This is a genomic window from Atopomonas hussainii, from assembly GCF_900109735.1.
In the GTDB taxonomy this organism is placed as follows: domain Bacteria; phylum Pseudomonadota; class Gammaproteobacteria; order Pseudomonadales; family Pseudomonadaceae; genus Atopomonas; species Atopomonas hussainii.
Genome location: NZ_FOAS01000002.1, coordinates 203,536 through 228,577, shown reverse-complemented (window position 1 = coordinate 228,577; position 25,042 = coordinate 203,536). Strand labels below are relative to the sequence as shown.

Here is a 25,042-nt window from a genome sequence, read left to right as displayed (position 1 = left end):
AGTATCCTTTGTGTGATCGATGCGGCACCGTACAATGCGTGCAGTGTTCACAGGGAGTTATCCGCACATCATGCCCGCCCCGTTTTTGCGTTTAGTAGCCACCCTCGGCTTGTTAAGCGTGCTGGCCTTACCCAGCCATGCCAGCAACTTGGCGCAGTTCTCGCCCAAGCTGGTTAAAGCCATGCAGCAGCACAAGTTACCCGCCGATGCGCTATCGCTGGCCATTGTGCCGCTGGATGGCCCCGGCCAAGCGCGCTTTATCGGCGCCGATGTGCCGCTGAACCCCGCCTCGACCATGAAGCTGGTGACCACTTACGCGGCGCTTGAATTACTGGGCCCAACCCACCGCTGGGCCACGCGTCTGTACACCTTAGGCACGCTTAACGGCGACACCCTGCAAGGCGATCTGTACCTGCAGTTAGGCGGCGACCCTAAGCTCACCCAGGAGCGTCTATGGTTGCTGCTGCGTGACTTACGCAGCGCCGGAGTCAAACACGTAAGCGGCCGACTGCTGCTCGATAGCAGCCATATTCGCCCCAACGTTGGCCAATCGTTTAAAGATGATGGTAACGACCCTAGCCGACCGTTTTTAGTCGATGCCGACAGCCTGCTGGTTAACTTCAAGAGCCTGCGCGTGGATGTGCGCACCCGCAGCGGACAAAGCTTTGTCAGCATTGAGCCGCCATTGGCTAACGTGCAGGTCGACAATGCCGTGCAGGTGAAACCCGCCAGCACCTGCCCACGCTGGCCAGCGCTGCGTTTTGAAACCCAAGACCAAGGCCAACAAGCGCGTATCCGCGTGGTGGGCAGCCTGCCCAACGGCTGCTTAGCCCAGCACTACGTGTCGCTGTTGGATCACGCCAGTTACACCAGCGCCCTGCTGCGAGCACTGTGGCAAGAGCTCGGCGGCAGCATCGGCGGCGAGAATGGCTTGGTCGCGAGCGTGCCTCCTGGTGCACAACTGCTGGCTTACAGCCAGAGTGAAGATGTCGCCACGGTGATTCGCGACATCAACAAATTCAGCAACAACACCATGGCCCGCCAGTTGTTTTACGGCATTGGCGCGCAGTTCCGCCAAGCTGGCGATGCTCACGACGGTGACGCCGCCGAACGGGTCATCCAGCAGTGGTTTCGCAGTAAGCAAATCAGCCCGCAAGCCCTAGTGATGGAGAACGGCTCTGGCCTGTCACGCATCGAGCGCATCAGCGCCCGGCAGATGGCCAATATGCTGCAGTCAGCCTGGCAAAGCCCGTATGCCGCCGAGTTTATTGCCTCCATGCCCCTAGCCGGCATGGACGGCACCCTGCGCCGTCGCCTGCGTGGCACCGCCGTTGAGGGCCAAGCGCATATGAAAACCGGCTCGCTGAACAATGTGCGCGCACTGGCCGGCTACACCCGCGATGCCAAACACCATACCTGGGCCGTGGTGGCGATCATCAACCACCCGCGCCCGTGGGGTGCTAGCCAAATTTTGGATACTGTGGTGGAAGAAGTGCACCGTCAGGCACGTTAGGAAGCCCTGATTTAATGGCTGCACACCTCAATCACTTACGTTGCGCGGTGCTCGCAAGTTCGCCTACCCAACGGTATGTCTCACTTGCTGCGCTCCGTGCGCCTTGTGCTTGAGGCGTTCGCCGATCAAGTCAGCGCTTCCTTAAGCCGCCCTGCCGCACAAAAAAGGCCGTGAGCGTTACGCTTCACGGCCTTTGTGTTTCAACCCACTGTTTAAGCGGGACGGGTGAAACGCCAAGCGCGATGGATTTTCGGATTGCGCTTAAAGTCTTCGTCCAAGGTTTGCGCGCTGATGTCTTGCACCACATAGCGCTGGCTTAACGCGTCATCCAACTGGAACTTGCGGAAGTTGTTGGAGAAATACAGCACACCGCCTTTGGCCAAGCGGGCCATGGCCAGCTCTAGCAAGCGGGCGTGATCGCGCTGCACATCGAACACACCTTGCATGCGCTTAGAGTTAGAAAAGGTCGGCGGATCGATAAAGATCAAATCGTACTCGCCACGATCTTGCTCCAAGAACTGCACCACATCGCTTTGCACCAGCTTGTGCTTATCGGAGAAACCGTTCAGCGCCAGATTGCGCCGCGCCCAATCCAGATAGGTGCCGGACAAATCCACGCTGGTGGTGTTGCGCGCGCCGCCCACTGCCGCATGCACAGTGGCGGTGCCGGTGTAACAGAACAGGTTTAAGAACTGCTTACCGGCCGCCTCGCGGGCAATGCGCAAGCGCATGGGGCGGTGATCGAGGAACAAACCCGTATCGAGGTAATCGGTCAGATTAATCAGCAAGCGCGCTTGGCCTTCCTGCACCTCAATAAAATTGCCGCTGCTGTCTTGCTTCTCGTACTGGCGCTTACCGCTTTGCCGCTCACGGCGCTTCATGTACACCTTATTAGGGTTAACCCCTAAGGTCGGCGGAATGGCGGTGAGCGCATCGGTTAAGCGCTGCTGCGCTTTGGCTTCATCCACGCTCTTAGGCGCGGCATATTCCTGCACATGGATTTGCTCGCCATACACGTCCACCGCCAGTGCGTATTCCGGCATGTCGGCGTCATACAGGCGGTAGCAGCTGATGTTTTCGCGCTTGGCCCACTTGCCCAAAGTGCGCTGGTTCTTTTTCAGGCGGTTGGCGAACATCTGCGCGCCTTCGCTCAGGGCTGCGGCGGTCGGCGCTTCGGCGCTGCTGCTGTCGGCTTTGCGCTCGAGCACATAACGCTCGGGGGTTAAGTCCATCAGCACCAACTTGCACGGCAGCGGGCCGTTAAACAGCGCGTACTGCTTATGGCTGCGAATGCCCATGCGCTTACACAGCTCTGGCGCGCCGGTGAAAATCGCCGCCTGCCAGCCCTCGCATCCAGCGCGCAGGCGCTCGCCTAAGTGTTGGTACAAGTACACGAGGCTCGCGGTATCGCCCAAGCGCTCGCCATAGGGCGGGTTACACACCACCAAGCCGGTTTGGTTTTTATCCGGACTGGGCGCAAAGCTGGCAAGTTCGCCTTGGTAGACCTTGATCCAATCCACTAAGCCGGCGCGCTCGATGTTGGCGCGGGCGGGGCCAATCAAGCGTGGATCGGCTTCGTAGCCACGAATCCACAGCGGCTCTTGTAAGCGACCGGCTTGCGCACGAGCTTGGGCCTCTTCATGCAAACGCTGCCACAGCGCCGGCACATGGCCGAGCCAGCCAGAAAAACCCCAATGGGTGCGTTTTAAGTTGGGCGCCATGTCGGCCGCCATCATGGCTGCCTCAATCAAGAAGGTGGCCGAGCCGCACATGGGGTCGACCAGTGCTTTGCCCTCTTTGGCCATCGCCGGCCAGTTGCTGCGCAGCAAAATAGCCGCGGCGAGGTTTTCTTTCAGCGGCGCGGCACCCTGCTGCAAACGATAGCCGCGCTGATGCAAGCTATGCCCGGATAAATCCAACGACACCGAGGCTTGGCCGCGCTCCAAGTGCACATGCACACGCAAATCCGGCTGCTGCTTATTCACCGACGGACGCTTGCCGACTTTGGCGCGGAAGCGATCGACGATGGCGTCTTTAACTTTGAGTGCGCCGAAGTGAGTGTTATCGAAGCCGCTGCCACCGCCGGTGAACTCCACGGCGATGCTGCCGCCGCCATCGACATGCTCTTCCCACGGCATCTCGCGCAGTTGCAGGTACAGGTCTTCTGGATTACTCACACTCAAGCGGTTGAGCACCATCAACACGCGGTTGGCTAGGCGTGACCACAGACACAGTCGATACGCCACTTCCAGCGAGCCCTGCCCCGCCACCCCAGCCAAGCGGCCTTGCGTGGCGCTTAGGCCAAGCTCAGCGGCTTCGGCCTCTAGCAGGTGTTCTAGGCCCTTGGGGCAAGTGAGATACAGCTCGAGAGTGTCTTGCATGGTTACCACGTCAGCGAAAACTTGATGGCCTGACCAACGGTCAGCCCGAGAGAATCAATGGAAACAGCCACAACAGGCGGATGAGCGCTGTCTTATGCCTGAATCAGATAAAAATGACCGTGTTATGACAAATGGATCATTCACAGCCCCGGCCTTCTTGGTTACACCTAAATCCAGCTGCAGGACATGCAGTACAGGCTGCCGGCCATGGCCTGTTCTGAGCCTAGCTCTGGCTCAGATAAACCCCAAGCGCAGGGGTTGCTAAGGATACCAGTTACACCGCGTAGACATGACAAAAGAGGATGCAACTCTATGAAGAGACTCAAGCGCGATCCACAGGAGCGAGCTTTTGTGCGTGGTTACCAAAACGGTTTACAGGGGAAATCCAAAGAACTCTGCCCTTTTGATCAGGGCACCAACCGGCAAGCCTGGATGAACGGCTGGCGCGAGGGACGAAGCGACAACTGGGATGGCTTGGCGGGTGCGTCAGCAGTGCACCGCCTCAATGCAGTGCACGCCGTAGGTTAAAACTCACTTTTACGTTACCCACTTCTAGCACGCCCCAATCGGGCGGCGGGCGCAAGCCCAGGGGCTCCACTACGGAGCCCCTTTTATTTGCGGGTTATTTTTTTAGCGCAGCGATGGCATCGACCGACTCTTTAATCAGCGCAGGTCCTCGGTAGATAAAGCCCGAATACACCTGCACCAGCGAGGCACCGGCGGCAATCAACTCCGCCGCATGCTGCCCTTCGGTGATGCCGCCCACACCGATAATCGGTAAGCGGCCACCGAGCACCTCGGCCAGAACCTTGACCCGTGCCAGCGACTTGTCGCGCACCGGCGCGCCGGACAAACCACCGGCCTCTTCGGCAAACGGTAAGCCTTCAACGCCTTCACGGCCGATGGTGGTGTTGGTAGCAATCACGCAATCCATGCCTGCTTGTTCGATGGTGTTGGCCACCAGCGCGGTTTCTTCATCGTTCATATCAGGGGCAATTTTGATCGCCAGCGGTACACGCTTGCCGTACTCACTGATCAAGCCCTCGCGGCGCTCAGCCAACGCATCCAGCAGACTTTTCAGCTGATCGCCAAACTGCAAAGTGCGCAGGCCCGGGGTATTAGGTGAAGAGATATTCGCGGTGATGTAGTCAGCGTGCTGATAGACCTTCTCAAGGCAAATCAGATAGTCGTCATTGGCGCGCTCAACCGGGGTGTCGAAGTTCTTGCCGATATTGATGCCCAAAACGCCATTAAAACGCGCCTTTTCGACGCGGCTAATCAGGTAATCGACGCCTTTGTTGTTAAAGCCCATACGGTTGATCACCGCCTGCGCCTGCGGCAAGCGGAACAAGCGCGGCTTAGGGTTACCCGGCTGCGGGCGCGGGGTAATAGTGCCGATCTCGACAAAGCCAAAACCCAGCTGACCTAAGCCGTCGATGGCATCGCCGTTTTTATCCAGCCCAGCGGCTAAGCCAAACGGGTTGGCGAAGTTCAAACCCATCACCTGCACTGGCAGCTGCGGGGTGTTGCAGATCAACCCCGGCAAACCTAAACGGCCACCTACACCGAGCATGTCGATGGTCAGTTCGTGAGCGGTTTCTGGGGTGAGTTTGAACAGTAATTCGCGGGCGATGGTGTACATGGCGGGGCTCCTTGATCAGCGGGCGAATTATACGCAGGCGGGCCACATTGCTCTAATCACTAGCAACGCTTTGTTACCGTTGCGCACATAAACAGCGCTTAACGCGCCAGCAGGTTGAGCGAGATCAACTTACCGTCGGCTTGATAGAGCAGCTCGAAACGTCCGTGTACGCCGTCGGCCTGCAAATACGGACGCAATAAGTTAGCCGGCAGGCTAATCCGCTGGCCATCCGCCGCTGTTACCAACACACGACTGGCGGTGCCACGGTAATAGGCGGCAAACGCATCGGCGGACACATCAATCTGCAAAATCACCCGCGGCACTGCTAACTCCTGCAATAAAAAACGCCGGCGCTAGTGTCGCACTAGTGCCGGCGTGCTTGAACGCACATTAGCCTTCTAAGAAGAACTAACGCCGTGCCTGTTTAAGGAATACAAACGCCGTGCTGGCCGCTCTGCGCTAAATCCAATAGCTCCCGATTCGCCACAGCGTACATGGCGTAATCGTCGGTGTTGGCCGCACGTAGCTCGCTGAGCATGCTGCGCCAGCGTTTGACCAAGGGCTTTTGCTGCTCCAGCCACTCGCCCAAGGGCTTGTCGAGGTCATCGCCTTTGCCGGCTTGCATCAGCACCGACACAGTAATGGCCCGCTGCTGCCAATCCAGATCATCGCGATAGGCTTCACGCGCCAACGCCTGCCAGTTGTTTTCCACTTTCAGGTCGTTGATTTGCAAGCCGTACCAGTCCAGATCCAGCTCGTCGGCCACCTTGTAGTACACATGCCCAACACGCTCCGGTGCTTGGCCGCTGGCCTCACCGGCTTCGATGATTGGCAGCAAGGTGTACAAGTGACTGGTGCCAGCCACCACACGGGCGACAGCTTCTGGCACGCCAACGTGGGTGTACTTATCAAAGCGCTTGGCCCAGTCTTGCTTCGCTGCACCGCCGAGCAGTTGCTCTAAGCGACCCGACAGCTCGGCCACGCGCGGGGCAAAGTAAGCCACGTCTTTAGCGGCATCCAGCTCGCTGCGGCGATTGCGCAAGAACCAACGGGTGGCACGACGACCTAAGCGCATCAGCTCTTCCATCAGCGCCAGCTGCAAATCGGCGGGCATTTTGTAATCCAGCGCTTCAATCGCTGCCCACCAGCCGTGCAGGTTGAACACATCACGCGCCACCACATAGGCCTTGGCCACTTGCGCAGCACTGGCCCCGGTGGACTCTTTCAAACGCTGCACGAAGGTACAGCCCATGTGATTGACCAAGTCGTTAGCAATCTGCGTGGCGACAATCTCGCGCTTCAGACGGTGACGCGGCAGCACCTCGGGGAATTTCTTCACCAACTGCGCGGGGAAGGCCGTTTTCATCTCCTGCGCCAGATAGTCGTCATCCGGCACGTTGGACTTGAGCAGCTCTTCTTTGAGGTCGATCTTGCTGTACGACACCAGCACCGACAGCTCTGGGCGGGTTAAGCCCTTGCCTTGTGCGGTGCGCTCATTGAGCTGCTCATCGGTGGGTAAAAACTCCAACGCGCGGTCGAGCTTGCCGGCGCTTTCTAGCGCATTCATTAAGCGGCGGTACTCGCCCAAGCGACCCAAGGCGCCGCGCTGGGCCAGCGACAGGGCTTGAGTTTGCTTGTAGTTATTGCCGAGCACTAAGTGGCCGACGTCATCGGTCATCTTGGCCAGCAAGGTGTTGCGCTGCTTCTCGGTCATGTCGCCGGCCGACAGCACTTCGTTGAGGAGAATCTTAATGTTCACCTCATGGTCGGAGCAGTCTACGCCGCCAGCGTTATCGATAAAGTCGGTATTACCCGCACCGCCTTTTAAGCCAAATTCGACACGGCCCAGCTGGGTCATGCCCAAGTTACCGCCTTCGCCAAACACTTTGGCGCGCAGCTCGTTACCGTTTACGCGCAGGCCATCGTTGGCTTTGTCGCCCACATCGGTGTGGGTTTCGCTGCTGGCTTTAACGTAAGTGCCGATACCGCCGTTCCAAATCAAATCGACCGGTGCTTTAAGCAGCGCATGAATCAACTCAGTGGGGTTAAGTTTGTCGGCTTTGATATCAAAGCGCGCTTTCATTTCTGGGCTAATGGCGATGCTCTTCAAGCTACGCTCGAATACCCCGCCGCCTTTGGAGATCAGCTTGGCGTTGTAATCGGACCAGCTAGAGCGCGGCAGTTCGAACAAGCGCTTACGCTCAGCAAAGCTCGCGGCCACATCGGGGTTGGGGTCGATAAAGATGTGCATGTGGTTAAACGCCGCCACCACGGCGAGTTTTTCCGACAGCAGCATGCCGTTACCGAACACGTCACCGGCCATGTCACCGATACCGATCACGGTCACGGTGTCTTCCTGCACATTAATGCCCTTCTCGCGGAAGTGGCGCTGCACGCTCACCCAGCCGCCTTTAGCGGTGATGCCCATGCCTTTGTGGTCGTAACCGGCTGAGCCGCCCGAGGCGAACGCATCGCCAAGCCAGAAGTTGTAATCCTTAGCGATGCCGTTGGCGATATCCGAGAAGGTCGCTGTGCCTTTGTCCGCCGCGACCACCAAATACGGGTCATCGGGGTCGTGACGCACCACGTTGGTCGGCGGAATCACCGCGCCTTCTTTTAGGTTGTCGGTGATATCCAAAAGGCCCGAGATAAAGATGCGGTAGCAGGCAATCGCCTCCGATTGAATCTCATCGCGCGTTCCGCCCACGGGCAGACGACGCGGAATAAAGCCGCCTTTAGCGCCCACCGGTACGATCACCGCGTTCTTCACCTGCTGGGCTTTCACGAGGCCCAGCACTTCGGTGCGGTAGTCTTCCTCACGGTCTGACCAACGCAAGCCACCGCGCGCTACTTTGCCGCCGCGCAGGTGCACACCTTCCACGCGTGGGCTGTAGACGAAGATTTCGAACATCGGCACCGGACGCGGAATATCCGGAATCGCCCGTGGGGTGAGCTTAAAGCTGAAGTAACGCTTGGGCTCGCCGTTGGCTTGGGTTTGGTAAAAGTTGGTGCGCTGGGTGGCTTTGATCAAGTCCATGTAGCGGCGCAGGATGCGGTCTTCGTTGAGCACGGCGACGTTATCCAGCGCATCGAGAATGGCCTGTTCCAGCTTCTCTTGCTTGTCGGCCATATCTTGCTTGCTCATCTTGCGCGCCAGATAAAAACGCGTTTTGAACAAGCGCACCAGCTCCTTGGCGATGTCCACATGGTTGACCAAGGTATTGGCGATGTAGGCCAGATCAAAACCCAAGCGGATTTGCTTCAAGTAGCGGGCGTAGGCACGCAACAGCGCCACTTCGCGCCACGGCATACCGGCCATGAGTACCAGGCGGTTAAACGCATCGTTCTCCGCTTGGCCGGTGCTGATGTGGATAAAGGCATCCTGATAGACGCTGTTCAGCGCTTGGATATCCACCTCCACGCCTTGCGGCTTGGTGAAGGCGAAATCGTGAATCCAGAACTCTTTGCCATCGGCGCGGCGCAGGCGATAGGGGAATTCACCCACCACGCGCAGGCCTAAGTTTTCCAGAATCGGCAACACGTCCGACAACTGTAACGGCGAGTCCGCGTGATACAGCTTGCAGTGCAACAGGTCGTCGCCCTGTTGCAGCGGCTGGTAGAAGCTCATCACCAGCGGCGTTTCATCGCCTAGGCTCATCAGGTGGCGCATATCCACCACGGCCGAGTGCGGCATAAAGCGCTCGCGATAGCCCGCCGGGAAGCCATTGGGGAAGTCAGCGAGCAACTCCGTGCCTTTGGCCTCACCGAAGTTTTCCACGGTTAAGCCGGCGAAGTCGTCTTGCCAGCTGCGGCAAGCCTGCACCACTTCGCGCTCCAACTGGGCCACATCGACGGTCATCGGCTTGTCGCTGTCCAAGCGCAGAATAAACTGCACCCGCGCCAGCACCGACTCGGAGAAGAAGGTCCAGAACTCGCAATCCTGCGCTTGCATGCGCTCCATCAGCACCTGCTGAATTTTCTTGCGAATTTCCGTGGAGTACATGTCGCGCGGCACGTACACCAAACAGTAAGCAAAACGGCTGTACGGGTCTTTACGCAGGAACAGGCGCACTTTGTGGCGCTCTTGAATCTGCACAATACTCAAGGTGGTGTTGAACAGTTCATCCACCGGGGTTTGGAATAAATCATCACGCGGCAGCACTTCGAGTACTTGGCTCATTTCTTTGCCTAAGTGCGAGTGCTGGTCGAAGGTGCACTTGGCTTTGACCGCCTCGACCTTCTGCCGAATGTAAGGAATCTCTTTAACGCTGATGCTGTACACCATCGATGTGTACAAGCCCATAAAGCGGCACTCTTTAACCACTTCGCCCTTGGCGTTGATCTCGCGGATCGACACATAATCTGGGTAGGTCGGGCGGTGCACTTTGGATGGGGTCGCGGCTTTGGCAAAGCTCAGCAACAGCGGCTCGCGCAGATAGCTGACCGCTGCCTCGCTCACCGCTGCGTCGGCAGGCTTTAGGTTGGCGCGCATCGACTTGCTCAAGCCCAGCGAAGCCTCGGCGTTGTACTCAACCGCTGCTTGGCCATTCTTGGCGGTTTTCAGGGTGAACTCTTCGTAACCCAAGAAGGTGAAGTGGTCATTGGCCAGCCACTCCAAGAATTGCTTGGCTTCGGCCAGTTCTGCTTTGGCGACGGGCAGTTTGGCTTTGCCCATCCAGCCAATCAGCTCAACGACCTTGGCTTTCATGGCAGTGAAATCGCTGACGGCCAGCTCTACATCGGCCAGTGCCGCATGCAGGCTTTTCTCCAGCGCTTTCATCTCGCCGGTGGTGGCGCAGCGGTCGATCTCGATATGAATGATCGCCTCGCCAACGCTGTTTTTGCTCGACTCACCCGGCGCGTGCAGTGTGGTGACTTTGCCCTGCTTGTTGCGCTCGACCTGCCACACCGAGTTTTGCAGGGTGTGCAGGTTGTAGCCCTGCTGGGTTAGCTCCATGCGCACGGAGTCCACCAAGAACGGCATGTCGCGTTGCAGCACCTCGACCACCGTGTGGGTCGACTGCCAGCCATGCTTCTCGTAGTCGGGGTTAAATACCCGCACCTTGGGCTTGCCGCCATCGAACTGATCGACAAACTGCCACGATGACACTGTGCTGCCAACCAAGTCGGCAAAGCGCCGTTGGGTTAATTCGTCTAACGAGATAATGCCGAAGAAATGCTCGGCGAAGCGACTCACTTTTGGTAAGTCGGCCTCGCTCAAGTGCTGCGCGAGCGCCGACTGCAGTTGATGCTGAAAATCGGTTTTGCTGGCCGCGGTGAAGAACGCCATGCTTGGGTCACTCCATTGCTGGGATCATTGTTCTTTGCTGTGATGTAAAACGAGCTTCTGCCAAGCAAGATTAGTCGAAGCTGGCAGAGATGCTTTAAAGTGACGCCGGCTAATAACAATCCGCTACGACCAGCCAGTCACTTTTAAGGTTGAGCTTACTGATGGATCACCGCGAAGCGCTTGTATCGCTGCGACAATTTCTTTCAAGTCAGATCATCGGCCAGGAACGTTTAGTCGAACGCCTGCTGATTACCCTGCTGGCTGACGGCCATTTATTGGTGGAAGGCGCGCCGGGGCTTGCCAAGACGCGCGCCATTAAAGAGTTGGCCGACGGCATGGAGGCGGACTTCCACCGCATCCAGTTCACCCCTGACTTGCTCCCAGCGGATATCACCGGCACCGAGATCTTCCGCCCGGAAACCGGCAGTTTTCAGTTCCAACGCGGCCCGATCTTTCACCACCTGGTGCTGGCTGACGAGATCAACCGCGCACCGGCCAAAGTGCAATCGGCGCTGCTGGAAGCCATGGGCGAGCGGCAGATCAGCGTGGGCTTAGAAACCTACCCGCTGCCGCCGCTGTTTATGGTGATGGCCACGCAAAACCCTATCGAACAAGAAGGCACTTACCCGCTGCCCGAAGCGCAGCTCGACCGTTTTCTCATGCACGTAAAAATCGGCTTCCCGGATGCGCAAGTCGAGCGGCGCATTCTGCAACTGGCCCGTGGTGAAGCCTTGCACGGCGAAGCGCCGCCGACTCAGCCGGTGTCGCAAGAAGCGATTTTTATCGCCCGCCGCGAAGTGCTGGGCCTGTACATGGCCGATGCGGTGGAGGAATACCTGGTGCAGCTGATCGTCGCCACCCGCACCCCGGCGCGCTTTGATGCCGAGCTGGCGGACTGGATCAGCTATGGCGCCAGCCCGCGTGGCTCGATTGCGCTGGATCGCTGCGCGCGTGCCCATGCGTGGCTCGCCGGGCGCGACTTTGTTAGCCCCGAGGATATTCAAGCCGTGCTGCCCGATGTACTGCGCCACCGGCTGATTTTGTCGTTCGAGGCCGAAGCCGCCGGCATCGACCAAGACCGGGTGATCCAGCGTCTGCTCGACGTGGTCGCCGTCGCCTGAGGCCGCTATGAGTCTGGGACTGGCCCCACTGCCCGGCGTGCGCGTCAGCCTGAACGAGCTGGTCGCGCTGCGCCACCATATTCGCGAGTTCCAGCTGTTCTCCACCGCCAGCCGGCGCAGCCCATTGGTGGGCCTGCACCATTCGCGCCTGCGTGGCCGTGGCGTGGACTTCGACCAAGTGCGCGCCTATTTACCCGGCGACGACGTGCGCTCCATCGACTGGCGCGTTACCGCACGCACCCAAGAGCCGCACACTAAGCTGTATCACGAAGAACGCGAGCGCCCGGTGTTTATTCTCGTGGAGCAAAGCCGGCGCACCTTCTTTGGCTCTGGCGAACGTTTAAAGTCGGTGCTTGCCGCCGAGTTAGCCAGCCTGATCGGCTGGGCCGCACTGGCGCATAACGACCGTGTGGGCGGCTTGGTATTTAGCGATCGCGAGTGGCACGAAATCCGCCCACGGCGCCGCAAGCAAAGCCTGCTGCAGTTTTTAAACCGCTTAAGCCACGCCAATCAGCTGCTCTCTAGCGAGCATTGGTCGCCGGGGCAAGAGCCTTTCACCATCGCCCTGCGCCGTAGTCGCGAAGTGCTGCGCCCCGGCAGTTTGCTGTTCATCATTTGCGATGAGCGTGCGCTGGGCGATCAGTCCGAAGCGCAGCTAAGCCTGCTGGCGCGGCATAACGATCTTGTCCTGATGCCGCTCTCCGATCCGCTGGATCATCACCTGCCACAAACTGGCCGCCTGCGTTTTGCGCAAAGCGGCCGCGAGCTGCGCTTAGACACCGACCTACCCAGCCTGCAAAGCGGCTACGACCAAATCGCCGAAAAACGCCAACAACGTTGGCGCAACTTAGCGCAACGTTTGGCCGTGCCACTGCTGCCGTTAGACACCCGACAAACCGGGCTGCAACAACTGGTGCAGCACCTACAACCCTTGAGCGGCCGCTAATGAACCCGCTCGACGCCCTAAAACCTAACCTACTGCCCGAGGCCATTGCCTGGTGGCCCCCGGCGCCCGGCTGGTGGCTGCTCGCGGCCTTCGCCCTCGCCTTGCCGTGGCTGGCGGTCTGGGCATGGCGCAAGCGGCCACAGAAGCAAAAAACCCAAAAGCCCAAAGTCGGCCAAGCCCTCGACCCGCTACAACTCGCCGCACTGCGCGAACTACAACAACTACCACTGCCCGACGAGCAAGACAGCGCCGGCCCGTGGCTGCAAGCGCTCAATCAGCTACTCAAGCGCCTGTGTTTAGTGCGCTACCCCGATGCGCACTGCCAAACCTTGTCGGGCCGCGCTTGGCTGCTGTTTTTAGATGGCCGTTGCACCGCCGCTGGCTTATCGCGCTTTATGGTGTTGGTCGAAGGCCAGTACAAAGCCGATATCCGCTTACCGCTGGCCACCAGCAACCGCCTGCGCCAAGCGGTGGATACCTGGATTCGCCAACATGCTTGAGTTGGCGTGGCCGTGGGCCTTTCTCCTCCTGCCGCTGCCGTGGTTACTGCGCCAATGGCTACCGCCGGCGCGTGGCGATGAGGCCGCGCTGCAAATCAGCTTTATGGACGAGCTGGAACAGCTCAGCCAGCGCCGCGCCCTGCGCCCGCTGCCGCCATGGCGCCGCCAGCTAGCGCCGGCCGGCCTGTGGCTATTGTTAGTGCTGGCCTTAGCCCGCCCAGAATGGGTCGGCTCGCCCCTGCCGCTAAGTGCCTCGGGGCGCGATTTGCTGTTGGCGGTGGATGTATCTGGCTCGATGCAGCACACCGACATGCGCTGGCAAAAAGAAGAAGTCACTCGCCTTCAATTGGTGAAAAACCTGTTTACCCCGTTTATTGAAAGCCGCATCGGTGATCGCGTCGGGCTGATCTTGTTCGGCTCGCAAGCCTATCTGCAGGCGCCGCTGACCTTCGACCGCAAAACCGTCAGCACTTGGTTAGATGAAAGCGTGGTTAATATCGCCGGCCCCGACACCGCGATCGGTGATGCCATCGGCCTTGGCATCAAGCGCCTGCGTTTGCGCCCCGCGCAAGCACGCGTGCTGGTGCTGATTACCGACGGCGCCAACACCGCCGGACAAGTCATGCCCATGACCGCCGCGCGTCTGGCCCGCGAAGAAGGCATTCGCATCTACACCATCGGCATTGGCAGCGATGCCAGCGAATCGCCGCTTTTGGGCATGCTCGGCATTCAGCCGGGTATTGATCTGGATGAGCCGACCCTGCAAGCGATTGCCGAAACCACCGGCGGCGAATACTTCCGTGCCCGCAATGCTGACGAGCTAGAAGGCATCGCGCAAACCCTCGACCGCTTAGAGCCGGTCAACCAAAAAGCCAATCAAGTGCGCCCGGTGCAGCCGCTGTACTTTATTCCGCTGCTGATCGTGCTACTCAGTAGTTTATGGTTGGCGCGCCCAGATAACTGGCGCTTGTTGTTACCGCGGAGATGGCGCTGATGTGGCCGCACTTTGAACGCCCTTACCTATTGCTGCTGTTGATCCCCGTGGCACTGATCGGCTGGTATCAATGGCGCCATGCTAAGCGCTTAGGTCAGTGGCAAAGCCTGCTGCCGGTTGCGCTGCACCCATGGCTATTGAGCGGTCGCGACGTGCGTCCCAGCCGTTTACCCAAAGCGCTGTTGGCAATCGCGTGGCTGCTGGCCGTACTCGCCTTGAGCGGCCCCAGCTGGGAAAAACTCGAACAGCCCAGCTATCGCAGTAGCGATGCTTTGGTCATCGTCTTGGATGCCAGCCAGTTCATGCTCGCCAGCGATGTGCAGCCCAACCGCTTAGCGCATGCCAAACGCAAAATCATGGACCTGCTGGAAAGCCGCGACGACGCCCTGACCGGCATTGTGGTGTACGCCGGCAGCAGCCACACCTTAGTGCCGCTGTCGAATGACCTCGGCACCGCGCGCAATCTGCTGGATGCCGTCAAGCCCGACATCATGCCGCTGGCAGGCCAACGCGCCGATTTGGGCGTCGCCCGCGCCGTAAAGCTGCTGGAGCAAGGCGGGCGCCCACAAGGGCGCATTCTGCTGCTGACCAGCGCGATTAGCGCCGATGCCGAGCAAGCCCTTAGCGAGCAAACAGACAGCTATGCCGGACGCCTGTCGATACTCGGCTTTGGTACTGCCGAAGGCGCGCCGATCCCGTTAAGCGACGGCAGTCTGCTGAAAGACCAACAAGGGCGCATCGTCTTGCCGCGTACCGACAGCGCACAATTAGCCCAACAAGCCACTGCCATCGACGCCGGCTTTAGCATGGCCACCTTAGATAACCGCGATATTGACGCGCTGGGCCTCAACCAGCGCCAGCTTGGTTATCAACGCAGCCAAGAACAACGCCTTAACCGCTGGCACGATCAAGGCTACTGGCTCTTGCTGCCGCTGGTCTTGCTCGCCGCCAGCGCCGCCCGGCGCGGCTGGTTAATGGCGCTCTTGCTGTGCTTCACCCTGCCCCTGCCCCAGCAGGCCAATGCATTTGGCTGGGACGATTTATGGCTGCGCCCCGATCAGCAAGGCGAGCGCCTGCTCAATCAACAACAAGCGGCGGCCGCTGCCAGCACCTTTGCCGACTTAGCCTGGCGCGCCGAAGCCCTCTACCAAGCCGGCGATTACCAAGCGGCAGCCAAACTGTGGGCCCGCCAAGATGGCGCCAATGCCGACTACAACCGCGGCAACGCGCTGGCTAAAGCCGGCGAGCTAAGCGCCGCACTGGCCGCCTATGACGAAGCGCTGGATCTTGACCCTGGCTTAAGCCAAGCCGCTGACAATCGCGCCTTAGTGGAGGCCCTGCTCAAACAACAAGAGCAGCAACAAAAAGAGCAAAACGGGCAAAACGACGCACAAGGCGAGCAGCAGCAAGCTGGGCAAAACGCTGACGACAGCCAGCAAGGCCAATCCGCCAACCCACAAGGTCAGCCCCAGCCAGAAGCCGGCAACCAAAGCCCCAGCAGCGGCAATAGCGGCACCCCGAGCGAGCAACAAGGTGCCGGCGCCAGCACAGGCGGCGAGGCCAATACCGCCAACGACAGCCCCGCACCGGCCGAGTCTTCTAGTGCAACGGAGTCAACCGATAACAAGGCGACCACCGCGCCAGAAAGCTCCTCCAGCGAAGCCGCCGACCCCAGCGCCGACATTGGCCTAGCCGGTATCGAAGCTCTGCCCGACTTCGAGCGCGAAGCCGCCCTTGAACTATGGCTAAAACAAATCCCCGACGAGCCCAGCGAGCTGCTACGGCGCAAGTTCTGGTATCAGCAACAACAGGAGTCCCAGCCGTGACGTTCTTTCTGCGCCTGTGCGCCAGCATATTTCTGCTCGCCAGTTGGCTCAGCACGCCAGCCTGGGCGTTAACCGCCAGCGTCGATCGCGCGATTATTTATGAGGGCGAAAGCTTCGAGCTGAGCCTAGAAAGCGCCGACAACAGCTTCACATCGCCAGATTGGGAGCCGCTTAAGCATGATTTCATTATTCTCGGCACCCGCCAGGTCAAACGCTTCAGCAGCGACGGCCAACAAAGCGCTACCACCACGCAATGGCTGGTTAGCCTGCAAGCCCGGCGCATTGGCCGACTGACCATTCCGCCGCTTAGCCTAGGCAGCCAGCAGAGCGCCGCCATCGAGCTACAAGTACGCCCGCAAAGCGCCCGCGAAGAGCAAGCGCAAGAGCGCATCGCCCCGGTGTTTATTGACGCGCAGCTATCCCACGACCGCGTCTACCTGCAGGCACAAACCATCCTCACCTTGCGTATTTACCACTCGGTATCGCTGTACAACGACAGCAGCTTAAGCCCGCTGGAAATGGAGCAAGCGCGGGTCGAAGTACTCGGCCAGCCGCGCACCTACGAGAGCACCATTAACGGTGTGCGCCACGGCGTGATCGAAGTGCGCTATGCGATTTTTCCGCTAGAAAGCGGCACGCTAGAAATTCCCGCCCAGGCCTTCAGCGCCACCCTGGTTGATCGCGACCAGCAAAACTTCTTGGGCTTTGGCAATCGTCCCGGCAAGCGCGTGCAAGTGCGCTCGCCGAAAATCCCCCTCACTGTGCTGCCCAAGCCCGACAGCTACCCCAAAGATGAGCCGTGGCTACCCGCCGCCTCGGTGAGCCTAAGCCAGCAATGGTCGCAAGGTGATGAAGCGCTGCCGCTGGGCGAATCACTGACCCGCACCCTGCAGCTGAGTGTCGAAGGCGTCAGCACCGCACAACTGTCCAACCTGCGCAGCCAAGACGTTGACGGCGTGCGCCGCTATGCCGACCAGCCACAGTCCAGCCAAACCATCAACGACAATGGCCTAACCGCCACACGGCAAGAAAGCGAAGCCTTAGTGCCCCTGCAAGCAGGCACCTACGCGCTGCCACCCGTGCGCTTAACGTGGTGGAACACCAAAACCGCACAAGTCGAAGTCTCGGAGCTGCCGGGCCGCACGCTCAGCGTGAGCGCCCCGCAGGGTGCCAACAACAGCGCCACCCCGCGCCTGCCAGAGCCACGGCAAAACAAAGCGCTGCTGTGGCCATGGCAGCTGGCCAGCGGCGTGTTGCTGCTCGGTAACGTGCTGTTGTTAATCCTGTGGCTACGCGCCCGCCGTGCACCGAGCAGCAACAAAACCGCCGCCAGCGGGCCCAGCACGCGCACCCTGCTGGACGAACTAAAACGCACCTGCCTAGCCAACGACCCACAGCAAACCCGCCAAGCACTAGATGCCTGGGCGCGCAGCAAAACCGAAACCTTGGCGCAAATGGGTAGCCGCCATGCACCGCTGGCCGACGCGCTGGATCAGCTCAACAGCGCGCTGTACAGCGAAACGGGTCAACAGTGGCAAGGGCAAGAATTGTTCGAAGCCGTACGCAGCCTACCCGCGCAGGACAAAAAAGAAGAGCACGCCGACAGCGCCTTGCCGCCGCTCTACCCGCGCAGCGGATAAGCCTTGGCGCAGGTTCGCCGACCTTTACGCCGCACAAACAAAAAGGCCTGTCTTGCGACAGGCCTTTTGGCGTTTTGGTGGAGCTAGACGGGATCGAACCGTCGACCTCTTGCATGCCATGCAAGCGCTCTCCCAGCTGAGCTATAGCCCCATACGGCGTTAGCCGCGCAACCCATGGGGAGAGTTGCATTAAATGGCGTCCCCTAGGGGACTCGAACCCCTGTTACCGCCGTGAAAGGGCGGTGTCCTAGGCCACTAGACGAAGGGGACGTAAACCTTCGTGACATGCGGTTTTAAGCGTAGCAGAAAACCACATGCTGGTAATTTGGTGGAGCTAGACGGGATCGAACCGTCGACCTCTTGCATGCCATGCAAGCGCTCTCCCAGCTGAGCTATAGCCCCGTCTTGACGACGGGGCGCATATTAAGAGGGCACCCTATTACTGTCAACCCACTTTTGCATCGCAAGGCAAAAAAAATGCACGTTAGAACAAATACTTAGGTTTTAAGCCAGAAAAACAAACCCGCGCTCAAGGCGCGGGCTGTGTTTTCAGCTTAGCGAGGCGCTCAGGCAATCTGCGCGAGACGCTTCTCCCACTCTTTGTTTTCTTTCTTCGACACCCCACCGAGCACTTCCAGCGCTTGGCGCAAACGGAAGCGCGACAAGTCCGGCCCCAGCAGCTCCATGGCATCCAACACCGATACCGAACTGCTCTGCCCGGTAATCGCCGGGAAGATCAACGGCATGATGTCGCGCAGCTTGATCTCCAAGTGCGCCGCCACGGCGTTAATGATCGCGGTGATGTTGTCTTTGTTCCACTGCCGCAGACCTTCGAGCTTCCACAGCACCAGCTGCAGCACCAAGCGCACGTCATCGGCGGAAAGCTTCTTGTGCTGGAACAGCTCGGCGCTTGGCGCCACGCCGCCAGACAGGAAGAACCCAGCCAACTGCGGCAGCTGACTTAACGTTTCGACGCGCTGCTGCACCAAAGGAATGATCGGCATCAGGTACTGTGGGTTCAGCGCCCATTGCATGGTGGCCTCGGCAAACTGCTCTGGCGACAGCGCACGTAGCCACAGGCCATTCAGCCACGAGAGCTTTTCGATATCAAAAATCGGCCCGCCGAGGGACACGCGCTGAATATCGAAGTGCTCAATCATCTCAGCCAAAGTGAACTGCTCGCGCTCATCCGGCATCGACCAGCCCATGCGGCCCAAGTAGTTGAGCATGGCCTCTGGCAGATAACCCATGCGCTCATAGAAGGTCACGCTGGTGGGGTTCTTGCGCTTGGACAGTTTGCTCTTGTCCGGGTTACGCAGCAGCGGCATGTAGCACAGCTGCGGCTGCTCCCAGCCAAAGTATTCGTACAGTTTGATCAGCTTGGGCGCCGACGGCAGCCACTCTTCACCACGCAGCACATGGGTGATGCCCATCAGGTGGTCATCCACCACGTTGGCCAAGAAGTAGGTCGGCAGACCGTCTGCCTTCATCAGCACCTGCATGTCCATGCGATCCCACGGAATCTCCACGGTGCCACGCAGCATGTCCGGCACCTCACAGATGCCTTCACTCGGCACTTTCATGCGGATCACATGCGACTCGCCCGCTGCCACGCGGCGCTGCGTCTCTTCCGGGGCGATGTGCATGCAGTGGCCGTCGTAACGCGGGGTTTCTTTATTAGCTTGCTGCTCGGCGCGCACTTGATCTAAGCGTTCGGCGCTACAGAAGCACGGAAAGGCATGGCCTTTGTCGACCAGCTCGGCGGAGTATTTCTGGTAAATCTCGCGGCGTTCGCTCTGCCGATACGGGCCATGCGGGCCACCAACATCTGGGCCTTCGTCCCACTCCAGACCCAACCAGCGCAGCGCATCGAAAATCTGCTGTTCCGATTCGCGGCTAGAGCGCACTTGGTCGGTGTCTTCGATGCGCAGAATGAACTGGCCGCCGTGTTGGCGCGCGAAACACAGATTGAACAAGGCGATATAGGCGGTGCCTACGTGCGGGTCACCGGTGGGCGACGGCGCGATTCGGGTACGGACGGTGGTCATAGCAACTCTCAGGCAGATAGCCGGCAGACGCCGACAGCAAACAGAAAGGTGCGATGTTAACAGGCGGGCCGCTGCTCGCTCCAGCTAAGGCGCCGGAGCGCATACGGATTAGTTTTGCGGGACCCGCGCAGCATTGAGTAATTGGTTTTCCAGCTCGGTGAAATCCTGTTGATACCAATCGGGGCCTAACACTTCCACCGGGTGCTGGGTGCGCGACGCACCGTTACCGCAAGCCATATTGCTGGATGGGCAATATTGATCACAGCCCCAACACACGCGCTCGGGATGCGCCGGGTTTAACGGAAAGCGCTTAGCCATAACCACCTCTGGTTTTTGTTTAAGCTCCACTCTACCCATTGCCTGTCCCGCCACGTTGACTTAGGGCAAGGCTTTTACAGCTGTTTCAATTGCTCGCGCAGTTTTTGAATTTCATCACGCAGCGCGGCGGCCTTTTCGAACTCCAAGTCGCGGGCGAACTGGAACATTTGCTCCTCCAACTCACGAATCCGCTTGGCCACCTCATTGGCGCTACGCGGCGCGGCATAGTTGCCGGCAGCCTCGGCGGCTTTGGCGCGCTCGCGGCGTTTGCTTTTCGAGCCCGGCACCGTGGCGCCTTCGAGGATATCCGCCACCGCTTTCTGCACCCCACGCGGGGTGATGTTGTGCTCTGCGTTAAAGGCCAGCTGCTTGGCGCGACGCCGCTCGGTTTCATCCATGGCGCGCTGCATCGAGCCCGTTACCCGGTCGGCATACAGAATCGCCCTGCCCTTCAGGTTGCGCGCAGCACGGCCAATGGTCTGAATCAGCGAGCGCTCGCTGCGCAAGAAGCCTTCTTTATCGGCATCGAGAATCGCCACCAAGGCCACTTCAGGCATATCCAAGCCTTCACGCAGCAGGTTGATGCCCACCAGCACATCGAACACGCCCGCACGTAAGTCGCGGATGATTTCGACCCGCTCCACGGTGTCGATGTCCGAGTGCAAATAGCGCACGCGGATGTCGTGATCGAGCAGGTAATCGGTCAAGTCTTCGGCCATGCGCTTAGTTAACGTGGTGACCAACACGCGATCGCCTTCGGCCACGGTTTTGTGGATCTCCGACAGCAGGTCATCCACCTGCGTCGAAGCTGGGCGCACTTCCAAGGTCGGGTCGACCAAGCCCGTGGGGCGCACCACCTGCTCCACCACTTGGCCGGCATGTTCGGCCTCGTAATTGCCGGGCGTGGCAGAGACAAAAATGGTCTGCGGACTAACGCCCTCCCACTCCTCAAAACGCAGCGGGCGGTTATCCAGCGCCGATGGCAGGCGGAAGCCGTATTCCACCAAGGTTTCTTTGCGCGAGCGGTCGCCTTTATACATAGCGCCGACTTGCGGCACGGTGACGTGCGACTCGTCGATCACCAGCAGCGCGCCGCTGGGCAGATAATCATACAGGGTTGGCGGCGGTTCGCCCGGCGCACGGCCAGAGAGATAGCGCGAGTAGTTCTCGATGCCGTTGCAGTAACCCAGCTCGAGAATCATCTCCAGATCAAAGCGGGTGCGCTGCTCCAAGCGCTGCGCCTCAACCAGCTTGTCGTGCTCGCGCAGCCATGTGAGGCGCTCGGCCAGCTCGACTTTGATGTGCTCCACCGCCTCCAGCAGCTTTTCGCGCGGGGTCACGTAGTGGCTCTTGGGGTACAAGGTGTAGCGCGGCAGCTTGCGCAGCACTTCGCCGGTCAGTGGATCGAACGCCGATAACTGCTCGATTTCATCGTCGAATAACTCAATGCGGATCGCCTCGAAATCCGATTCCGCTGGGTACACGTCGATCACATCGCCGCGCACTCGGAAGGTCGCGCGGGCAAATTCCATATCGTTGCGGGTGTATTGCAACTCGGCCAAACGGCGCAACAAAGTGCGCTGATCGAGCTTATCGCCACGATCTAAGTGCACCACCATGCGCAGGTACGAGGCCGGATCACCCAAGCCGTAAATCGACGACACCGTGGCGACGATAATCGCATCCGAGCGCTCCAGCAGCGCCTTGGTGGCCGACAAGCGCATCTGCTCGATGTGATCGTTGATCGACGCGTCTTTCTCAATAAAAGTATCTGACGACGGCACATACGCTTCAGGCTGGTAGTAGTCGTAGTACGAAACGAAATACTCCACCGCGTTGTGCGGGAAAAACTCCTTAAACTCGCCATACAACTGCGCCGCCAAGGTTTTGTTGTGCGCCAAAATCAGCGTAGGGCGCTGCACCTGAGCAATCACGTTGGCAATGGTGTAGGTCTTACCTGAGCCCGTCACCCCCAACAGGGTTTGATGCGCCAAGCCCGCTTCCAAGCCCTGCACCAGCCCGGCAATCGCCGTTGGCTGATCGCCCGCAGGGGCAAAGCGTGTCGACAACGTGAAACTGCTCATCAATCGTGACTCCTACCAGTGACGCAAAACCCTATCACGACGTCGCTAAAAAAAGCGGCAAAAGCCGCGCACAACGCTGGCGACACCGGGGCGTGCCGGTATAATACCGCCCCGCCAGTTACCCGGCATCCGCCGGTCACCCTCACCTGCTGCTGCAAGAGTTCGAACATGAGCCTGTTCTCTGCCATCGAAATGGCACCGCGCGACCCCATTTTGGGCCTCAACGAAGCCTTCAACGCCGATCCGCGTGACACCAAGGTCAACTTGGGCGTGGGCGTGTATTACACCGAAGAAGGTCGAATTCCTCTGCTCAAAGCCGTTGAGGAAGCCGAGAAAGCTCGCTTGGCGGCCAAAGCCCCGCGTGGCTATTTGCCTATCGAAGGCATTGCCGCCTACGACCGCAGCGTGCAAGAGCTGCTGTTCGGCGCCGATTCAGCCCTGCTGGCCGAAGGCCGCGTAGTAACAGCTCAAGCCCTTGGCGGCACCGGCGCCCTCAATATTGGCGCCCTATTTATCCAGCGTTTGCTCAACGGCCGCGTGGTGGCCATCAGCAACCCCAGCTGGGAAAACCACCAAGCGCTGTTCCAAAACGCCGGTTTTGAGGTGAAGAACTACCGCTATTACGACGCCGCCAGCCATGGCGTCGATATCGCTGGCATGCTCGACGACCTGCGCGCCCTACCCGCTGGCGCCGTGGTGCTGCTGCACGCCTGCTGTCACAACCCGACCGGCGTCGACCTAAACGCCGGCCAGTGGCAGCAAGTGCTCGAGGTGATTCGCGAGCGCAACCTGCTGCCGTTCCTCGACATTGCCTATCAAGGCTTTGGCGCCGGCATCCATGAAGATGCACACGCTGTGCGCCTGTTTGCTGACTCGGGCCTGCCGTTCTTTATCGCCAGCTCGTTCTCCAAGTCGTTCTCGCTGTATGGCGAGCGTGTTGGCGCGCTGTCGATAGTCACCGCCAACCGCGAAGAAGCCGGTCGCGTGCTGTCACAACTCAAGCGCGTGATCCGCACCAGCTACTCCAACCCGCCGACCCACGGCGCCAGCGTGGTTGCTGCCGTACTGCAAAGCCCCGAGCTGCGCGCCCTGTGGGAAGCCGAACTGGGCGAAATGCGCCAGCGCATTCGCGGCATGCGTGAAGCCATGGTGCAGCAACTGGCCGAACTCGCCCCGCAACGCGACTTCAGCTTTGTGGCCCAGCAAAACGGCATGTTCTCTTACTCCGGCCTAACCGCCGCGCAAGTGGATCGCCTGAAAGACGAATTTGGCATCTACGCCGTCAGCACCGGACGCATCTGCGTCGCCGCGCTAAACCAGAAAAACCTCGGCGCCGTGGTTAACGCGATTGCCCGCGTGATCTAAAAAACGCAAGCGCAACCTATTGACTTCGTTAAAGAAATCCGTAGGATGCGCTTCACCGATCCGCGATAGCTCAGTCGGTAGAGCAAATGACTGTTAATCATTGGGTCCCTGGTTCGAGTCCAGGTCGCGGAGCCAAATTAAAAGCCCCAGACGCAAGTCTGGGGCTTTTTTATTTGTGCCCATCACACTGCCGACCATTAGAGACAGCATCAAGCTACCCAAAGGCCAAGCCACCCATGTTTTACGGCATAGCTTCGCCAGCCATTTCATGCAAAACGACGGCAAAGTTCTAACCCTGCAAAAGATACTCGGCCACTCCAGCTTAGCGATGACCATGCGCTATGCCCACTTAGCCCCTGAACACCTAGCCGACGCACTCAAATACGGGCCACTGTCGGATAAGCACAGTACACGCCCCACTCCACCGTATTGACAATAGATACACACCCCCCTAATTTTGTATATCTATCGCATCTACAAATAGGATCATCGCCATGCGTGATGCCGCCATCAATCTGCGAGCACGGCCCGAACAACGAGACTTGATTGATCAAGCCGCCAGCCTGCTCGGTAAAAACCGTTCTGATTTCATGCTGGAAGCGGCCTGTGAGCGTGCACAAGCGGTACTACTTGATCAGGTTTTCTTTGCTCTGGATGCGGAAAAGTTTCAGCAATTCACTGCCCTACTGGATGAAGCCCCCAGCAGCAATGAAGGCCTTGAGCGGCTTATGGCTGTCAAAGCACCATGGGACAGCAATAATCCATGACCCTAAAGCTATCCGCCCCGCAGCCATTGGATTCAACGCACCAGTTAAGTGCATTCGTTTGCGGCGAGCCCAGCCTAGATGAATGGCTAAAACGGCGAGCGATGAACAATCAGCTAACCGGAGCCAGCCGAACCTTTGTCGTTGTCGATCAAAACAGTCAGGTTCGTGGCTTTTACGCTATGGCTGCTGGAGCTGTAACGCATCAGCTCGCCACAAGCGCTGTACGCCGTAACATGCCCGACCCTGTGCCGGCCATGGTGCTTGGGCGTCTCGCTGTAGATCAGCAAGCCCAAGGCATAAAGCTTGGTGCGGCCATGCTCAGGGATGCGGTAAACCGCGCTATCGTGGTATCGCACAACACTGGCGTTAGAGCCCTACTCGTCCACTCTATCAGCGAACAAGCCAAGCTGTTCTATATGCACTACGGCTTTCAAGAGTCGCCACTGAACCCGATGACCTTGATGCTGCGCTTAAACACGGTCAAGGCTTGAGGCTTTCACAGACAAGCAAGGCGACTAACAAGGGAATATTTGGAGAAAAAGGTTTTCGACACTTTTTCGGCACTTTTCGCCAGCCAAATAAAAAGCCCTTGAAAAACTCTTTATTT

18 protein-coding genes, 4 tRNA genes and 1 pseudogene are annotated in these 25,042 nt (G+C 59.1%); 13 read left to right on the top strand and 10 right to left on the bottom strand.

The genetic code is table 11. From position 1 onward, the window contains the following. Positions 1-70: 70 nt before the first annotated feature. Positions 71-1,513, top strand: a complete 1,443-nt coding sequence (gene dacB, locus BMX80_RS02730) for a D-alanyl-D-alanine carboxypeptidase/D-alanyl-D-alanine endopeptidase (RefSeq protein WP_074864802.1) — start codon at positions 71-73, stop codon at positions 1,511-1,513. A gap of 212 nt (positions 1,514-1,725) precedes the next feature. Here the strand turns inward: dacB and rlmKL are convergent, their stop codons facing one another. Continuing rightward, positions 1,726-3,894 (bottom strand): bifunctional 23S rRNA (guanine(2069)-N(7))-methyltransferase RlmK/23S rRNA (guanine(2445)-N(2))-methyltransferase RlmL, encoded by a 2,169-nt coding sequence (rlmKL, locus tag BMX80_RS02725; RefSeq protein WP_074864799.1) that lies wholly within the window; start codon positions 3,892-3,894, stop codon positions 1,726-1,728. 312 nt (positions 3,895-4,206) lie between these two features. Between rlmKL and rmf the strand changes: the two genes are divergently transcribed. After that, the gene (gene rmf / locus BMX80_RS02720) at positions 4,207-4,422 is read left to right on the top strand and encodes a ribosome modulation factor (RefSeq protein ID WP_071871118.1); all 216 of its coding nucleotides are present in this window, start codon (positions 4,207-4,209) and stop codon (positions 4,420-4,422) included. A 94-nt stretch (positions 4,423-4,516) separates the two neighbouring features. Here the strand turns inward: rmf and BMX80_RS02715 are convergent, their stop codons facing one another. The 3 genes from BMX80_RS02715 to BMX80_RS02705 form a co-directional block, all read right to left on the bottom strand. Beyond that, positions 4,517-5,536, bottom strand: a complete 1,020-nt coding sequence (locus tag BMX80_RS02715; protein WP_074864797.1) for a quinone-dependent dihydroorotate dehydrogenase — start codon at positions 5,534-5,536, stop codon at positions 4,517-4,519. A 98-nt stretch (positions 5,537-5,634) separates the two neighbouring features. Beyond that, a complete protein-coding gene (locus BMX80_RS02710; RefSeq protein WP_074864794.1) occupies positions 5,635-5,859 on the bottom strand; it encodes a DUF2835 domain-containing protein in 225 nt (74 codons plus the stop codon). A 101-nt stretch (positions 5,860-5,960) separates the two neighbouring features. Further along, positions 5,961-10,826 (bottom strand): NAD-glutamate dehydrogenase, encoded by a 4,866-nt coding sequence (locus tag BMX80_RS02705; RefSeq protein ID WP_074864791.1) that lies wholly within the window; start codon positions 10,824-10,826, stop codon positions 5,961-5,963. A 161-nt stretch (positions 10,827-10,987) separates the two neighbouring features. Between BMX80_RS02705 and BMX80_RS02700 the strand changes: the two genes are divergently transcribed. The 6 genes from BMX80_RS02700 to BMX80_RS02675 are packed head-to-tail and all read left to right on the top strand — an operon-like array spanning position 10,988 to position 17,853. Further along, the gene (locus tag BMX80_RS02700; RefSeq protein WP_071871114.1) at positions 10,988-11,947 is read left to right on the top strand and encodes an AAA family ATPase; all 960 of its coding nucleotides are present in this window, start codon (positions 10,988-10,990) and stop codon (positions 11,945-11,947) included. A 7-nt stretch (positions 11,948-11,954) separates the two neighbouring features. Beyond that, positions 11,955-12,893: a DUF58 domain-containing protein gene (locus tag BMX80_RS02695; protein ID WP_071871113.1), complete on the top strand. Its 939-nt coding sequence runs from the start codon at positions 11,955-11,957 to the stop codon at positions 12,891-12,893. Next, the gene (locus BMX80_RS02690) at positions 12,893-13,393 is read left to right on the top strand and encodes a DUF4381 domain-containing protein (protein ID WP_071871112.1); all 501 of its coding nucleotides are present in this window, start codon (positions 12,893-12,895) and stop codon (positions 13,391-13,393) included. The genes BMX80_RS02695 and BMX80_RS02690 overlap by 1 nt, the downstream gene beginning before the upstream one ends. Beyond that, the gene (locus BMX80_RS02685; protein ID WP_074864790.1) at positions 13,386-14,387 is read left to right on the top strand and encodes a vWA domain-containing protein; all 1,002 of its coding nucleotides are present in this window, start codon (positions 13,386-13,388) and stop codon (positions 14,385-14,387) included. Before BMX80_RS02690 ends, BMX80_RS02685 begins: the two co-directional genes overlap by 8 nt. Further along, complete coding sequence (locus tag BMX80_RS02680; RefSeq protein ID WP_456236474.1) at positions 14,387-16,213, top strand: VWA domain-containing protein; 1,827 nt, start codon at positions 14,387-14,389, stop codon at positions 16,211-16,213. The genes BMX80_RS02685 and BMX80_RS02680 overlap by 1 nt, the downstream gene beginning before the upstream one ends. Further along, positions 16,210-17,853: a BatD family protein gene (locus tag BMX80_RS02675; RefSeq protein ID WP_235821594.1), complete on the top strand. Its 1,644-nt coding sequence runs from the start codon at positions 16,210-16,212 to the stop codon at positions 17,851-17,853. The genes BMX80_RS02680 and BMX80_RS02675 overlap by 4 nt, the downstream gene beginning before the upstream one ends. 75 nt (positions 17,854-17,928) lie before the next feature. On the opposite strand, the gene BMX80_RS02670 is transcribed toward BMX80_RS02675, so the two are convergent. From BMX80_RS02670 to uvrB, 6 genes are all read right to left on the bottom strand, one after another. Next, positions 17,929-18,004: transfer RNA gene (locus BMX80_RS02670), tRNA-Ala, on the bottom strand. A gap of 43 nt (positions 18,005-18,047) precedes the next feature. Beyond that, positions 18,048-18,123: transfer RNA gene (locus BMX80_RS02665), tRNA-Glu, on the bottom strand. A 56-nt stretch (positions 18,124-18,179) separates the two neighbouring features. Beyond that, positions 18,180-18,255: transfer RNA gene (locus tag BMX80_RS02660), tRNA-Ala, on the bottom strand. A 164-nt stretch (positions 18,256-18,419) separates the two neighbouring features. Next, positions 18,420-19,901 carry a glutamate--tRNA ligase gene (gltX, locus tag BMX80_RS02655; RefSeq protein WP_074864786.1) on the bottom strand — a complete coding sequence of 494 codons (1,482 nt, stop codon included), beginning with the start codon at positions 19,899-19,901 and terminating at the stop codon, positions 18,420-18,422. Positions 19,902-20,009: 108 nt separating this feature from the next. After that, positions 20,010-20,219, bottom strand: coding sequence for a DUF3079 domain-containing protein (locus BMX80_RS02650; RefSeq protein ID WP_074864783.1), 210 nt, complete (start codon positions 20,217-20,219; stop codon positions 20,010-20,012). 74 nt (positions 20,220-20,293) lie between these two features. Beyond that, a complete protein-coding gene (gene uvrB / locus BMX80_RS02645) occupies positions 20,294-22,303 on the bottom strand; it encodes an excinuclease ABC subunit UvrB (RefSeq protein WP_071873510.1) in 2,010 nt (669 codons plus the stop codon). A 168-nt stretch (positions 22,304-22,471) separates the two neighbouring features. Here uvrB and BMX80_RS02640 point away from each other — a divergent pair, with 168 nt between their 5' ends. The 5 genes and pseudogenes from BMX80_RS02640 to BMX80_RS02620 all read left to right on the top strand — a co-directional run bounded on the left by BMX80_RS02640 (position 22,472) and on the right by BMX80_RS02620 (position 24,926). Continuing rightward, positions 22,472-23,668 (top strand): amino acid aminotransferase, encoded by a 1,197-nt coding sequence (locus BMX80_RS02640; RefSeq protein WP_074864780.1) that lies wholly within the window; start codon positions 22,472-22,474, stop codon positions 23,666-23,668. A 59-nt stretch (positions 23,669-23,727) separates the two neighbouring features. Next, a tRNA-Asn gene (locus BMX80_RS02635) sits at positions 23,728-23,803 on the top strand. A 67-nt stretch (positions 23,804-23,870) separates the two neighbouring features. Next, positions 23,871-24,101 (top strand): annotated as a pseudogene (locus BMX80_RS02630) (tyrosine-type recombinase/integrase); the annotation flags it as partial. 61 nt (positions 24,102-24,162) lie between these two features. Continuing rightward, a complete protein-coding gene (locus BMX80_RS02625; protein ID WP_074864777.1) occupies positions 24,163-24,435 on the top strand; it encodes a type II toxin-antitoxin system TacA family antitoxin in 273 nt (90 codons plus the stop codon). Continuing rightward, positions 24,432-24,926, top strand: a complete 495-nt coding sequence (locus BMX80_RS02620; protein ID WP_074864774.1) for a GNAT family N-acetyltransferase — start codon at positions 24,432-24,434, stop codon at positions 24,924-24,926. Before BMX80_RS02625 ends, BMX80_RS02620 begins: the two co-directional genes overlap by 4 nt. Positions 24,927-25,042: the final 116 nt, after the last annotated feature.

Excerpts from the sequence above, each read along its gene's own strand:
- dacB (WP_074864802.1), top strand. The coding sequence starts at position 71 with ATGCCCGCCCCGTTTTTGCGTTTAGTAGCCACCCTCGGCTTGTTAAGC.
- rlmKL (WP_074864799.1), bottom strand. The coding sequence starts at position 3,894 with ATGCAAGACACTCTCGAGCTGTATCTCACTTGCCCCAAGGGCCTAGAA.
- rmf (WP_071871118.1), top strand. The coding sequence starts at position 4,207 with ATGAAGAGACTCAAGCGCGATCCACAGGAGCGAGCTTTTGTGCGTGGT.
- BMX80_RS02715 (WP_074864797.1), bottom strand. The coding sequence starts at position 5,536 with ATGTACACCATCGCCCGCGAATTACTGTTCAAACTCACCCCAGAAACC.
- BMX80_RS02705 (WP_074864791.1), bottom strand. The coding sequence starts at position 10,826 with ATGGCGTTCTTCACCGCGGCCAGCAAAACCGATTTTCAGCATCAACTG.
- BMX80_RS02700 (WP_071871114.1), top strand. The coding sequence starts at position 10,988 with ATGGATCACCGCGAAGCGCTTGTATCGCTGCGACAATTTCTTTCAAGT.
- BMX80_RS02695 (WP_071871113.1), top strand. The coding sequence starts at position 11,955 with ATGAGTCTGGGACTGGCCCCACTGCCCGGCGTGCGCGTCAGCCTGAAC.
- BMX80_RS02690 (WP_071871112.1), top strand. The coding sequence starts at position 12,893 with ATGAACCCGCTCGACGCCCTAAAACCTAACCTACTGCCCGAGGCCATT.
- BMX80_RS02685 (WP_074864790.1), top strand. The coding sequence starts at position 13,386 with ATGCTTGAGTTGGCGTGGCCGTGGGCCTTTCTCCTCCTGCCGCTGCCG.
- BMX80_RS02680 (WP_456236474.1), top strand. The coding sequence starts at position 14,387 with ATGTGGCCGCACTTTGAACGCCCTTACCTATTGCTGCTGTTGATCCCC.
- gltX (WP_074864786.1), bottom strand. The coding sequence starts at position 19,901 with ATGACCACCGTCCGTACCCGAATCGCGCCGTCGCCCACCGGTGACCCG.
- BMX80_RS02650 (WP_074864783.1), bottom strand. The coding sequence starts at position 20,219 with ATGGCTAAGCGCTTTCCGTTAAACCCGGCGCATCCCGAGCGCGTGTGT.
- uvrB (WP_071873510.1), bottom strand. The coding sequence starts at position 22,303 with ATGAGCAGTTTCACGTTGTCGACACGCTTTGCCCCTGCGGGCGATCAG.
- BMX80_RS02640 (WP_074864780.1), top strand. The coding sequence starts at position 22,472 with ATGAGCCTGTTCTCTGCCATCGAAATGGCACCGCGCGACCCCATTTTG.
- BMX80_RS02625 (WP_074864777.1), top strand. The coding sequence starts at position 24,163 with ATGCGTGATGCCGCCATCAATCTGCGAGCACGGCCCGAACAACGAGAC.
- BMX80_RS02620 (WP_074864774.1), top strand. The coding sequence starts at position 24,432 with ATGACCCTAAAGCTATCCGCCCCGCAGCCATTGGATTCAACGCACCAG.